Below are 13335 nucleotides of genomic sequence, written 5' to 3'. Positions count from 1 at the left end.
TACCGTGAAGATTACCACTACTCTTACGCCGCTGGCCTGCGCCCTACTGCTAAGCTTTTCCGCCCACGCGCTGACCGCGGATGACTTTAAAAATGTTATCAACCGCAGCGGCGCGCCGCAGGCGATGCAGGATTTTGATAACGATGACCACCAGCGCTTCAACCCGTTTTTCGATTTGGGCGCATGGCATGGGCATCTGCTGCCTGATGGTCCGGCCACCATGGGCGGATTTCCCGGACCCGCGCTGCTCACTGAGGAGTACATCAACTTTATGGCGACCAATTTCGATCGCCTGACGGTATACCAGAACGGCAAAAAAGTCGCCTTCACCCTGCAGGCCTGGAGCCTGCCCGGCGCGCTGGTGCAAAAGCTCTCCGCGGCCGGCGTACAGGTCGAGATGACCCTGCGCTTTGCTAGCGCGCACACCTCTTTACTGGAGACTAAAATCACCAGTAGCAGCCCGCTTAAGCTGGTCTGGGACGGCGAGTTGCTGGAGAAACTCTCCGCCAAAGAGGAGAAACCGCAGTCAACGCAAACCATCGACCAGGCTTTCCCGGACTATCAGCGCCGCCTGAGCGCGACCCACGACGGCCTGACCGTCAGCTTCGGCAAAGTCCGCTCCGCATCGGATTTAATGACCTCCGGCGAATCGCAGTATCAGATCCATCGCTCCCTGCCGACGGTCACCCAAATCGACGGCCATCGATTCACCAGCAGCGCGCAAATCAACGGCTCGACCACGCTCTATACCACCTACTCGCACCTGCTGAACGCCGAGCAGGTTCGGCTCGAGAAAGCGCAAATCCGCGATATTCTTGCGCGACCGGTACACTATCTGCGCGCTTCCGAGGCGCGCTGGAACGGCTATCTGCAAAAGGGGCTGACCAATCCTGATGCTACGGCGCAGCAAACCCGGGTGGCGGTAAAAGCGATCGAAACCCTTAACGGTAACTGGCGCGCGCCGGGCGGCGCCGTTAAGCACAACACCGTCACGCCGTCGGTAACCGGGCGCTGGTTCTCAGGCAACCAGACCTGGCCGTGGGATACCTGGAAGCAGGCCTACGCCATGGCCCACTTCAACCCGGAGATCGCGAAAGAGAACATCCGTGCCGTCTTCTCCTGGCAGATTGCCGCCGACGATAAAGTGCGGCCGCAGGATGCCGGGTTCATTCCGGATCTGATCGCCTGGAACCTGAGCCCGGAACGCGGCGGCGACGGCAGCAACTGGAACGAGCGAAATACCAAACCGAGCCTGGCGGCCTGGTCGGTGATGGAAGTCTATAACGTTACGAAAGATAAAGCCTGGCTGGCGGAGATGTATCCGAAGCTAGTGGCCTACCATGACTGGTGGCTGCGCAACCGCGACCACAACGGCAACGGCGTGCCGGAGTACGGCGCGACCCGCGATAAAGCGCACAACACCGCCGATGGCGCGATGCTGTTTACCGTGAAAAAGGGCGATAAAGAACGGACGCTTTCCGGCCTGAAAACCTACGAGCAGGTGACGGCGAAAGGCGATTACGACAGCCTGGAGATCCCGGCGCAGGTGGCCGCCTCCTGGGAGTCGGGGCGCGACGACGCGGCGGTTTTCGGCTTTATCGATAAAGATCAGTTGGATAAATACATCGCTGGCGGCGGCAAGCGTAGCGACTGGACGGTGAAATTTGCTGAAAACCGGGATAAAAGCGGCAATCTGCTCGGCTATTCGCTGCTGCAGGAGTCGGTCGATCAGGCCAGCTACATGTACAGCGACAACCACTATCTGGCGGAGATGGCGGCCCTTCTCGGCAAGCCGGAGGAGGCAAAACGCTACCGGGCGCTGGCGAAAAAGCTCGCCGACTATATCAACACCTGCATGTTCGACCCGCAGAGCAAATTCTATTACGACATTCGCATTGAAGCGCAGCCGCTGGCAAACGGCTGCGCCGGTAGGCCGATCGTCGAGCGCGGCAAAGGCCCGGAGGGCTGGTCGCCGCTTTTCAACGGCGCGGCCACTCAGGCGCATGCCGATGACGTCATTTCGGTGATGCTGGACGCCAAAGAGTTCAACACTTTCGTACCGCTGGGTACCGCCGCATTAACGAATCCGGCGTTTGGCGCGGATATTTACTGGCGCGGCCGCGTGTGGGTGGACCAGTTCTGGTTCGGCCTGAAGGGGATGGAGCGCTACGGCCACCGCGAAGAGGCGCTGCAGCTGGCGGACGCCTTCTTCAGGCACGCCCGGGGGCTCACCTCCGATGGCCCGATCCAGGAGAACTACAATCCGCTCACCGGCGCTCAGCAGGGCGCGCCGAACTTCTCCTGGAGCGCGGCGCATCTGTACATGCTGTATAACGAGTTTTTCCGTAAACCATAGGCTAGTGCCCTTACCCTAACCCTCTCCCACAGGGAGAGGGAACGGTCCGGCTCCCGATTTAACAGACGGCTCCTCTTTTCCCCCTCTTTCCGTGGGAGAGGACTCGTCTTACACCTCCGGCAGCAGGCCGATAAAGCTGCGTTTCTGCCGCGGCTGCGACATCAGCGCCTCCAGCTTCTCTACGCAGGCCAGATAGTGCGGGGTTTTCTTGTGCGCCAACACCGCTTCATCATCTTTATAGGCTTCATAAATAAAAAAGCGCGTCTTCACCTCCGGGTCCTGCAAGACATCAAAGCGAAGATTGCCCGGCTCCTGCAGCGCCCCCTCGTGGTTGGCGCGGAATACCTCAAGAAACTCGTCGACCCGTTCCGGTTTGATATTGATTTCTACCAGCGTTACGTTCATTGCAGCTCTCCCTGTTTTTCCTCCTGCCAGAACTGATACGCCTCGCGGGCGCTCAGGTTCTCATGCACCACTTTTTTCACCGCCTTCAGCATCGCGCGCGGCGCGCTGGACTGGAAGATATTCCGTCCCATATCGACGCCGGATGCGCCCTGGTCAATCGCCCGCCAGCACATCTCGAGCGCCTCCTGCTCCGGCAGCTTTTTGCCCCCGGCGATGACGATCGGCACCGGGCAGCTGGCGGTCACTTTCTCAAAGCCTTCCTCAACAAAGTAGGTTTTTACAAACTGCGCCCCCATTTCAGCGGCAATGCGGCTGGCCAGCGAGAAGTAGCGGGCGTCGCGGGCCATCTCTTTACCCACCCCGGTTACCGCCAGCACCGGCATACCGTAGCGGTTGCCGGCGTCCACCAGCTTGATGATGTTGTTGATGGACTGATGCTCATGTTCGCTGCCGATATAGACCTGCGCCGCCACCGCGCAGACGTTCAGGCGCAGCGCATCTTCCATCGCCACCGCCACGCACTCGTTGGAAAGTTCGCTGAGGATCGAGTTGCCGCCGGAAGCGCGCAGCACCACCGGTTTGTTGGTCGCGGCCGGCACCTGACTGCGCAGTACGCCGCGGGTGCACATCAGCACGTCGGTCTCCTCGAACAGCGGCGCGATAGAGAGATCGATACGCTCCAGACCGGTAGTCGGCCCCTGAAAATAGCCGTGATCGAAAGCCAGCATCACCGTGCGATTGCTCTGCGGATTAAAGATACGCGCCAGCCGCGACTGCATCCCCCACTCCAGCGACCCACAGCCCTTCAGCGTATAGAGCGTGTTCTGCTGCGGACGGTCTAAGCCGAAGTTTTTTCCCTCTTTGATATCGTCTAAATCAGCCATCTCATCCTCCATCAGAAATCGTAGTTATTGATATTCTCTTTGGTGAACACCACCCGCTCCGGCAGCAGCACGATGCCGTTGCCTTTCGCTTCATACTGATAACCCTGCACGCTGTTGGGCTCGACTTTCAGGGTGCCGAGATCTTTCACATCAACGCTGTCGCCGACGTTAAGATCGCCCTTTTTCAGCAGACGATCGGCGACGTTAACCGCGATCTTGCCTTGCTGTACCACGTCCCACAGGCCGAAGGCTTTTACCGTGCCGCGCTCTACATAGGGGCGCATCACGTTCGGGGTACTGAAGCCGACAATCGCCACGCCCTGGCGCTTAAGGTTCTCTGCCGCCTGGGCGGCGGCCGGAAGCGCGTTGGCGTCCGGGGCGATAATGGCGTCGAGATCCGGGTACGCTTTTAAGATCCCCTCGGCAGTTTGCAGCGATTTGGTGGCGTCGTTATAGCCAAACTGCGTGGTCACCACTTCCCACTGCGGATGCGCTTTTTCAATTTTGGCTTTCGCCTCTTTTACCCACTGGTTCTGATCGGTCACCGTTGGGCTGGAGTAGAAAAACGCCACCTTGGCGGTGGGTTTCGTCACCTGTTTTTCCGCCATCTCCACCAGCAGGCCGCCAAGCTGCTGCGGCGTCCCCTGGTTGATATAGATGCTGCGGCACTCTGGTTTGGTATCGGAGTCCCAGGTCAGAACCTTGACCCCGCGCTGCATCGCCCGCTTCAGCGCCGGGCACAGGCCGTCCGGCGATACGGCGGAGACGATAATCGCGTTGTAGCCCTGGTTGACGAAGTTGTTGATCAGCTGCACCTGGCCGGAGACGCTCGGTTCGGTCGGGCCGTCATAGGTGACGTCCACGCCGAGCGCTTTGCCCGCCTCTTTCGCGCCGTTACCGCCGCTGGTAAAGAAGCCGACGCCGACCAGCTTAGGAATAAAGGCGATGCGGTCCGCCGCCTGAGCGGTTGCCACGCTTAACGCCAGCGCCAGGGCGCTCGTTTGCAGGATTCGTTTGGTTTTCATCGTATGTTTATGCTCCGATTGTCTTATGCGCGAGAAAGACGCCGCCAGGTCATCCGCACCCACTCACGGTGCAGACTCAGCGAACGCCCCATCACCACCACAACCAACAGCGCCCCTGACAGCGCGCTCGACACCTGGTTGGGGATGCCGACCATTTGCAAACCTTGTTGTAAATAGCCCACCAGCAGCGCGGCAAGCGCCGTGCCGACGATCGAGCCGGAACCGCCGTAGATATTGGCCCCGCCGAGCACCGCGGCGGTCAGCGCCGGCATCAGCAGGTCGCGGCCTAAGTCCGAGCGCGCCGAGCCGAAATAGGAGACCATCACCAGCGCCGCCACCGCCGACGCCACGCCCACCAGGCCATACAGCGCGTAGGGCATCCCGTTAACGGAAAGCGCGGCGTAGCGCGCGGCGCGCGGGTTCTGGCCAAGCAGAAAAAGGTGCCGCCCAAAGCGCCCGCGGTGGGCCAGCAGCCAGAAGAAAAAGGTGATAACGGCGAACAGCACCAGCGGTATCGGCAGGCCGAACAGGGTCAGATTGGCGAAGGCGGTAAAGCTATCCGGGAATCCGCCGATGCCTTCGTAGCCGGTCGCCCCGGCCATGCCCGAAAGCAGCAGCGCGCCGCCGCCGTAGAGGTACAGGGTGCCAAGGGTAATCACCAGCGGGCTAATACCGGTGTAGTGAATCAGCGCCGCGTTCAGCAGCCCGCACAGCAGGCCGAGCAGCAGCGTCAGGGGGATCGCGAGGCTCATTGGCCAGCCCGCCTGCATCATCACCCCCAGCGCGATGGCGCACAGGCCGATAGTGGAACCGAGCGAAATATCAATCCCGCCGCTGATGATCACCAGCGTCAGCGGCAGCGCCACGATGCCGATGCAGATAAAGTCGCTGGTGCTGAACAGCAGCATATTGAGATCGAGCATGCGCGGATTGAGGGTGCCAAACAGCAGGATCTCCACCACCAGTAATCCCAGCAGCGCGCTTTCCCAGTTGAGCTTCATTTACGCCACCTCTTTATTTTTGCGTTCAGGAAACGGGGCCACGCGCTTGCCCCCTTTATTGCCGGGCTGAAAGCGACTGTATTTCAGCGCCCGCTGATGGCGGGTCAGCGCCTGACGCAGCCGCCCGTCGAGCACCAGTACGCCGAGCAGCACCAGGCCGGCAATGAAGTCGTTCCACCACGCCGGGAGACGAAACAGCACCAGCACGGTATCGATTTGGGTGAGGAAGAAGGCGCCGAGAAAAGCGCCGAGCAGCGTGCCGGTACCGCCCAGCAGCGAGATCCCGCCGAGCACGCAGGCGGCGATGGCTTTCATCTCCAGGCCGCTGCCGGTCTGATTGGGCACAAATCCAATCTGCGCGGCGAACACAATCCCGGCGCAGGCCGCCAGCATGCCGTTAAGGGTGAATGCCAGCATCCGCGTGCGGTTCACCGCCACCCCAAGCTGGCGGGCAGCGGCAAGGTTATCGCCGACGGCGTAAAAATCACGGCCAAAGGCAGTACGCGATAGTATCCCGCCGCCCGCCAGCAGTAGCGCCAGCACCAGCCAGCCCAGCGGAGAAATGCCGATGAATGCCGGTTCCGACAGCGCTTTCAGGCTGTTCGGCAAACCTTCAATCCACTTACCGCCGGTCCACAGCAGCATCACCCCGCGATAAAGGCCGAGGGTGCCGAGAGTGGCGACAATCGCCGGGATGCGCAGCCCCACCACCAGCAGGCCGTTAAAGGCGCCAGCCAGCGCGCCGATCGCCAGCGCAAAGGCGATGGCGGTCATCAGCCCATACCCGCTATTTAGCGCCACGCCTGTCGCGATAGCGCTCAGGCCAACGGTGGAGCCCACCGAAACGTCAATATTGCGGGTGAGCATCACCAGCGTCGCCCCCAGCGCCAGCAGGCAAAGGATTTGCGAGCTGGCGAAAATCATGCCCAGGGTTTGTAAGCTGAAATAAGCCGGGTTGAGCGCCACCAGCCCGGCAAACAGCACCACGATGGCGAGGAAGGCGCTCAGTTCGCGATTCTTTAATAACGTTTTCATGCCTGCCCTCCGAAGGCCAGGGTCATCATCCGGTCAACGCTGACCGCCTGCTGCGCCAGCTCGCCGCTCTGCCTGCCCTGATGCATTACAACCACCCGATCGGCCAGGCCAACGAACTCGTCGAGATCGCTGGAGATCATCAATACCGCCACGTTCTGCGCGGCGACGCTTTTCAGCAGCTGATAGATGTCGGCTCGGGCGGAAACGTCCACGCCGCGGGTCGGTTCATCGACGATCAGCAGCAGCGGGTTAGCCTCCAGGCAGCGCGCCAACAGTACCTTCTGCTGGTTACCGCCGGAGAGCGTGCGCACCGGGCGATCGCCATCGGCCATTTTGATCCCCAGCGCCCGGTGATAGCGCTCCACCACCGCCGCTTCGCGCCGGTTCTGCTGCCACAGCGACGGCTGGTTAAACATCACCGTGTTCCAGCGCACCGGCGCATCGAGAAACAGACCGGAAACCTGTCTGTCCTCCGGCAGATAGACCAGCCCGCTGGCCAGCCTGGCGCGCGTGCTGTCGCGGCTGATATCGCGGTTTTCCAGCCACACCCGCCCTGCGCGAGCCGGCCGCAGACCATAGAGCGTTTCAGCAAATTCGGTACGCCCGGATCCGACCAGCCCGGCGAGGCCGACGATCTCCCCGGCGCGGATCTCCAGATTGAGATCGATAAAGCCCTCTCCGGTCAGATCTTCGACCCGCAGCACCGGAAAATCCTGCGCCTGAGTGCGACGATTGCCCGGCAGCGCCAGCCACAACTTTTGCGTGTCGCTCAGGGCTCGATCGCGACTGACCGGCGTCATTGCGCCAATCAGCTGGTTGTCGCCGTAGTGCGCGGTTTCCCCGCTCAGCACCACCGCGCCATCGCGCATCACCGAAACGTGGCTGGCGACCTGGCGGATCTCCGGCAGCTTGTGCGAGATAAACACGATCCCGACACCGAGCGCCTGCAAAGAGCGGATCTGGCGAAACAGGCGATCGGTTTCTCCCGGCGTCAATGAGGCGGTGGGCTCATCGAGGATCAGGATCTGCGCGTCGCGCATCAGCCCGCGCAGGATCTCCACCATTTGCTGATCGGCCACTTCCAGCGTGCTGGCCGCCGCCTCAAGGTTAAGCTGGCAATTAAGCTGCTGAAGCTTTTCCTGCAGATGGTTCTCGTTATCCGCCCGCTTCGGCAGACGAAAAAGAATATTTTCCCGCACCGTCAGATTGGGGAATAACATCGGTTCCTGCGGCACCAGATACACGCCCTGCTGATGGGCCTGGGCGGGAGTAAGGCGCGCAAATGTACGTTCGCCGAGGATGAGCTCACCGCTGTCAGGGGTCTCTACCCCGGCAATAATCTTCATCAGCGTCGATTTTCCGGCGCCGTTGCCGCCCATCAGCGCGTGCACCTGGCCGGAAAGCAGCGTGAAATCAATATGCTTCAGCACGGTCACGCCGGAGAACTGTTTGCAGATTTGGCGAGCTTCAAGCAGTGGCTTCATCATCGCGCCTCGTTTTGAACAAAAGATTTTTTGAATTAATAATGTTCAAAAGCGTAGACGGTGAACTATATTTACAACCGTGCAACGATCACAGTTTTATGCTTTCGATCGTTTGAATAAAACCAGCGAACAACGAAAGATCGGTTTTGCCAGTCGGCTCACATTTTCCGACCACGCAATAACGAACATATGATCTAAATTTTTATAAGAGTTCACTTTATGAGCGAAAAACGCATTACGGAAGAGAGCCGCTACGCCGGGCTGGCGTTAGCCGAGGAAGAGCTGGTGGCGCGGGTGGCGTGGTGTTACTACCACGACGGCCTGACGCAGAACGACATCGGCGAGCGTTTAGGGCTGCCGCGGTTAAAAATCTCCCGCCTGCTGGAAAAAGGTCGCCAGTCGGGAGTGATCCGCGTACAGATTAATTCGCGCTATGAGGGCTGTCTGGCGCTGGAAACCGAACTCCAGCAGCGCTTTGGCCTGAAAATCGCCCGCGTGCTGCCGGCGCTCAATACCCCGCCGATGAACACCCGCCTGGGGATTGGCGCGGCGCAATCGTTAATGGGCGTGCTGGAGCCAGGACAACTGCTGGCGGTGGGCTTTGGCGAAGCCACCATGAGCTGCCTGCAGCATCTGAGCGGGTTTATCGGTTCCCAACAGGTTCGGCTGGTGACGCTTTCCGGCGGCGTAGGTCCGTATATGACCGGCATTGGCCAGCTGGATGCCGCCTGTAGCGTCAGCATGATCCCCGCGCCGCTGAGGGTGTCATCGGCGGATGTAGCGGAGATCCTGCGCCGGGAATCGAGCGTACGCGATGTGATCCTGGCCGCCACGGCGGCGGATGCGGCAGTGGTAGGTATCGGCGCCATTGACCAGCGCCGGGACGCCACCATCCTGCGCTCCGGCTACATCAGCGAAGGCGAGCAGCTGATGTACGCCCGCAAAGGCGCGGTCGGCGACATTTTAGGTTATTTCCTGCAGGCCGACGGTAAACCGGTTGAAGGGCTGGAGATCCATCGGGAACTGCTCGGCGTCACCCTTGATGAACTGGCCCAGCTGCCGACCATCGTGGGCGTCGCCGGGGGCACAGAAAAAGCGCAGGCGATTTACGCGGCCCTTATCGGCAAGCGGATTAATGGCCTGGTAACGGAAGAGACAACAGCACGCGCGGTGCTGACGCTGGCCTCATAAATGGCCCTGCGCCGCGCAACATGAGCGAGGCGCATGTCATGAGTTACCTGTTAGCGTTAGATGCCGGGACCGGCAGCGTTCGGGCGGTCGTATTCGATCTCCAGGGCCGTCAGATTGCGGTCGGTCAGGCCGAATGGAAGCACCTGAGCGTGGACAATGTCCCCGGCTCGATGGAGTTCGATCTCAGCGTCAACTGGCAGCTGGCCTGTCAGTGTATCCGCCAGGCGCTGGCCGCCGCCCATCTCTCTGCGGCGGATATTCAGTCCGTGGCCTGCTGCTCGATGCGTGAAGGCATCGTGCTTTACGACCGCAACGGCGAGGCCATCTGGGCCTGCGCCAACGTTGACGCTCGCGCCAGCCGCGAGGTGGCGGAGCTCAAAGAGATCCACGACGACCGTTTTGAATCCGAAGTGTACAGCGTGTCGGGGCAGACCCTGGCGCTGAGCGCCATGCCGCGCCTGCTTTGGCTGGCCCACCATCGCCCGGATATCTACCGCAAAGCGGCGACCATCACCATGATCAGCGACTGGCTGGCGGCGAAGCTCTCCGGCGAGCTGGCGGTCGACCCTTCTAACGCCGGAACCACCGGCATGCTCGACCTGTTCAGCCGCGACTGGCGCCCGGCGCTGCTGGATATGGCCGGACTGCGGGCCGATATTCTCTCGCCGGTCAAGGAGACCGGCAGCGTACTGGGGGCGGTGACCGACGCAGCGGCGGCGCAAAGCGGGCTGCGCGCAGGCACGCCGGTGGTGATGGGCGGCGGCGACGTCCAGCTCGGCTGCCTGGGTCTCGGCGTGGTGCGCGCCGGGCAGACGGCGGTGCTCGGCGGCACTTTCTGGCAGCAGGTGGTTAACCTGCCGGAAGTCCGTACTGACCCGGAGATGAATATTCGCGTTAACCCGCACGTCATACCCGGCATGGCGCAGGCGGAGTCCATCAGCTTTTTTACCGGCCTGACCATGCGCTGGTTCCGTGATGCTTTTTGCGCAGAAGAGAAGCTCATTGCCGAGCGCCTCGGCGTTGACGCCTACAGCCTGCTCGAAGAGATGGCCAGCCGCGTACCGGCGGGTTCCCACGGGGTGATGCCGATTTTCTCTGACGCCATGCACTTTAAGCAGTGGTACCACGCTGCGCCATCGTTTATTAACCTCTCCATCGACCCGGAAAAATGCAATAAGGCCACGCTTTTCCGTGCGCTGGAAGAGAACGCGGCGATTGTCTCCGCCTGCAACCTGGCGCAGATTTCGCAGTTTTCCGGCGTGCAGTTTGATAGCCTGGTCTTTGCCGGCGGCGGTGCAAAAGGGGCGCTGTGGAGCCAGATCCTCAGCGATGTCACCGGTCTGCCGGTGCGGGTGCCGGAAGTCCGCGAAGCGACGGCGCTGGGCTGCGCGATCGCCGCCGGCACCGGCGCCGGGCTATACGCCGATATGGCGACAACGGGTGAGAGACAGGTGAGCTGGTACCGGGAATTTACGCCTAATCCCGCGCATCGGGAGCTGTATCAGGAGATGATGACCAAATGGCAGTCGGTGTACGCCGAGCAGCTCGGTCTGGTGGACAGCGGATTGACGACCTCCATGTGGCAGGCGCCGGGTCTGGCGCGCCGCGAGCGAGTTGCCCCCTCACCCTAAGCCTCTCCCCGACAGGAGAGAGAACAGTCCGGGCTTCACTGGCCCCCTGCGCTATTCCGCCCTTCTCCCTTTCCCGGTGGGAGAAGGGAGAACCTTCCGCCGTTCTTTGAATCCCATCACAATCGCCGCACTCCCCTTTTCCCTTTTTGCCCGCGGCGGCTAAATTAGTAACTCATCCGACCACATAACAATAATTTTACACTGGAAGAGATTATGAGCCGCTACCCGTCGCTTTTCGCCCCGCTTGAGCTGGGGTTCACTACGCTCAAAAACCGCGTGTTGATGGGCTCAATGCATACTGGCCTGGAGGAGCTCCCGGATGGCGCGCAGCGGCTGGCGGCTTTTTACGCCGAGCGCGCCCGCCACGGGGTAGCGCTGATCGTCACCGGCGGAATTGCCCCCGCCCCTTCCGGCGTCACCATGGCGGGCGGGGCGGTGCTTAACGACGCCAGCCACCTCTCCCATCATCGCTATATTACCGACGCGGTACACGAGGAGGGCGGCAAAATCGCCCTGCAGATCCTGCATACCGGGCGCTACAGCTACCAACCGAAGCTGGTGGCCCCTTCCGCTCTGCAGGCGCCGATCAACCCCTTTACGCCTCACGAACTGAGCCATGAAGAGATCTTACAGCTGATCGATGATTTTGCTCGCTGCGCCCAGCTGGCGCGAGAAGCCGGGTACGACGGCGTCGAAGTGATGGGCTCGGAAGGCTATCTGATTAACGAATTTCTTGCCGCACGAACCAACCTGCGCGACGACCAGTGGGGCGGCGACTACGCCCGACGCATGCGTTTTGCCATAGAGGTGGTCAGAGCCGTACGGGAGCGCGCAGGCAACGACTTTATTATTATCTATCGTCTGTCAATGCTTGACCTTGTCAGCGGCGGCAGCACCCTGGCGGAAGTCACCGAGCTGGCAAAAGCCATTGAGGCCGCAGGGGCAACGATTATCAATACCGGTATCGGCTGGCACGAGGCGCGTATTCCCACCATCGCCACACCGGTACCGCGCGGCGCCTTTAGCTGGGTCACCCGTAAGCTGAAAGGCGCGGTGTCGATCCCGCTGGTCACCACCAACCGGATTAACGATCCCGATGTGGCGGAAGCGATCCTGGCTCGCGGAGACGCCGATATGGTATCAATGGCCCGCCCTTTCCTCGCCGACAGCGAATTTCTCTCCAAAGCACAAAGCGGACGGGCGGAAGAGATCAATACCTGCATCGGCTGCAACCAGGCCTGCCTCGATCGGATCTTCGCCGGCAAGGTCACCTCGTGCCTGGTCAACCCGCGCGCCTGCCATGAAACCCTGATGCCGATAGCGCCCGCGACCACGCCGAAGCGGCTGGCGGTGGTCGGCGCTGGTCCTGCCGGGCTGGCCTTTGCGGTTAACGCCGCCTCGCGCGGACATCAGGTTACCCTTTTTGATGGTCATTGCGAGATTGGCGGCCAGTTTAATATCGCCAAGCAGATCCCCGGCAAAGAGGAGTTCTACGAAACCCTGCGCTACTATCGCCAGATGCTCGATCTTCACGCTGTCGATCTGCGATTGAATACCCACGTCACGGCCGGGGATCTGCGGGCATTTGATGAAATCGTCCTCGCCACCGGGATCGCCCCGCGGATGCCGGATATCGCCGGGATCGAGCATCCCAAAGTGCTGAGCTACCTCGATGTCCTGCGCGATAAAGCGCCGGTAGGCGAGAAGGTGGCGATTATCGGCTGCGGCGGGATCGGCTTTGATACGGCCATGTACCTCAGCCAGTCCGGCATTGCCACCAGCCAGAATATCGGCGAGTTCTGTGCAGAATGGGGGATTGATACCAGCCTGCAGAACGCCGGCGGACTGCGCCCGGAGGGGATGCAGCTGGCTAAAAGCCCGCGCCAGATCGTGATGCTGCAGCGCAAAACCAGCAAGCCCGGCGACGGGCTGGGGAAAACTACCGGCTGGATCCATCGCGCTACCCTGCTGGCCCGCGGCGTCAAAATGATCCCCGGCGTCAGCTATCAACGGATCGATGATGCCGGCTTACATGTGACGATCGGCGGCGAATCTCAGGTGCTTAACGTTGATCATGTGATTATCTGCGCCGGTCAGGATCCCCGCCGCGAGCTGGCCGATCCGCTGCGGGCGGCGGGTAAAACGGTACATTTGATCGGCGGCTGCGACGTGGCGATGGAGCTGGACGCCCGGCGGGCTATCGCTCAGGGCACCCGGCTGGCGCTGTCGATTTAAAAGTTCATGCTCAGACAATCGCGAGCGCCATAGCTAAACTCGCGATTGTCATTTCCCTGCGTGAGGCGGTACATCACTATCGCCCCAG

General features: G+C 61.2%; 9 protein-coding genes and 1 pseudogene. 4 read left to right on the top strand and 6 right to left on the bottom strand.

Features of this window, described 5'->3' with window-relative positions; all coding sequences use genetic code 11:
* The first annotated feature begins 4 nt into the window (after positions 1-4).
* The gene (gene ygjK / locus ACSIPU_RS16425; protein WP_196558161.1) at positions 5-2356 is read left to right on the top strand and encodes an alpha-glucosidase; all 2352 of its coding nucleotides are present in this window, start codon (positions 5-7) and stop codon (positions 2354-2356) included.
* 108 nt (positions 2357-2464) lie between these two features.
* Here the strand turns inward: ygjK and lsrG are convergent, their stop codons facing one another.
* The 6 genes and pseudogenes from lsrG to lsrA all read right to left on the bottom strand — a co-directional run bounded on the left by lsrG (position 2465) and on the right by lsrA (position 8190).
* Positions 2465-2761, bottom strand: coding sequence for a (4S)-4-hydroxy-5-phosphonooxypentane-2,3-dione isomerase (gene lsrG, locus ACSIPU_RS16420; protein ID WP_004105938.1), 297 nt, complete (start codon positions 2759-2761; stop codon positions 2465-2467).
* Entirely contained in the window at positions 2758-3645 is an 888-nt protein-coding gene (gene lsrF / locus ACSIPU_RS16415; RefSeq protein ID WP_004105939.1) for a 3-hydroxy-5-phosphonooxypentane-2,4-dione thiolase, read from the bottom strand. Before lsrF ends, lsrG begins: the two co-directional genes overlap by 4 nt.
* Before the next feature lie 11 nt (positions 3646-3656).
* A complete protein-coding gene (lsrB, locus tag ACSIPU_RS16410) occupies positions 3657-4670 on the bottom strand; it encodes an autoinducer 2 ABC transporter substrate-binding protein LsrB (protein ID WP_004105940.1) in 1014 nt (337 codons plus the stop codon).
* 7 nt (positions 4671-4677) lie between these two features.
* Positions 4678-5671, bottom strand: a pseudogene (gene lsrD / locus ACSIPU_RS16405) (autoinducer 2 ABC transporter permease LsrD).
* Complete coding sequence (gene lsrC, locus ACSIPU_RS16400) at positions 5672-6706, bottom strand: autoinducer 2 ABC transporter permease LsrC (protein ID WP_017145390.1); 1035 nt, start codon at positions 6704-6706, stop codon at positions 5672-5674.
* Complete coding sequence (gene lsrA / locus ACSIPU_RS16395; protein WP_024274748.1) at positions 6703-8190, bottom strand: autoinducer 2 ABC transporter ATP-binding protein LsrA; 1488 nt, start codon at positions 8188-8190, stop codon at positions 6703-6705. Before lsrA ends, lsrC begins: the two co-directional genes overlap by 4 nt.
* 219 nt (positions 8191-8409) lie before the next feature.
* Between lsrA and lsrR the strand changes: the two genes are divergently transcribed.
* From lsrR to ACSIPU_RS16380, 3 genes are all read left to right on the top strand, one after another.
* The gene (gene lsrR / locus ACSIPU_RS16390; RefSeq protein WP_004105944.1) at positions 8410-9381 is read left to right on the top strand and encodes a transcriptional regulator LsrR; all 972 of its coding nucleotides are present in this window, start codon (positions 8410-8412) and stop codon (positions 9379-9381) included.
* A 38-nt stretch (positions 9382-9419) separates the two neighbouring features.
* Entirely contained in the window at positions 9420-11012 is a 1593-nt protein-coding gene (gene lsrK / locus ACSIPU_RS16385) for an autoinducer-2 kinase (RefSeq protein WP_023321660.1), read from the top strand.
* A gap of 213 nt (positions 11013-11225) precedes the next feature.
* The gene (locus ACSIPU_RS16380) at positions 11226-13247 is read left to right on the top strand and encodes an NADPH-dependent 2,4-dienoyl-CoA reductase (RefSeq protein WP_196558159.1); all 2022 of its coding nucleotides are present in this window, start codon (positions 11226-11228) and stop codon (positions 13245-13247) included.
* Positions 13248-13335 lie beyond the last annotated feature (88 nt).

This window comes from Klebsiella sp. HN106 (genome assembly GCF_051209435.1).
Taxonomy (GTDB): Bacteria; Pseudomonadota; Gammaproteobacteria; order Enterobacterales; family Enterobacteriaceae; genus Klebsiella; species Klebsiella oxytoca.
The sequence above is the reverse complement of the archived record's forward strand: the minus strand, read 5'-3'. Positions and strand labels throughout refer to the sequence as shown.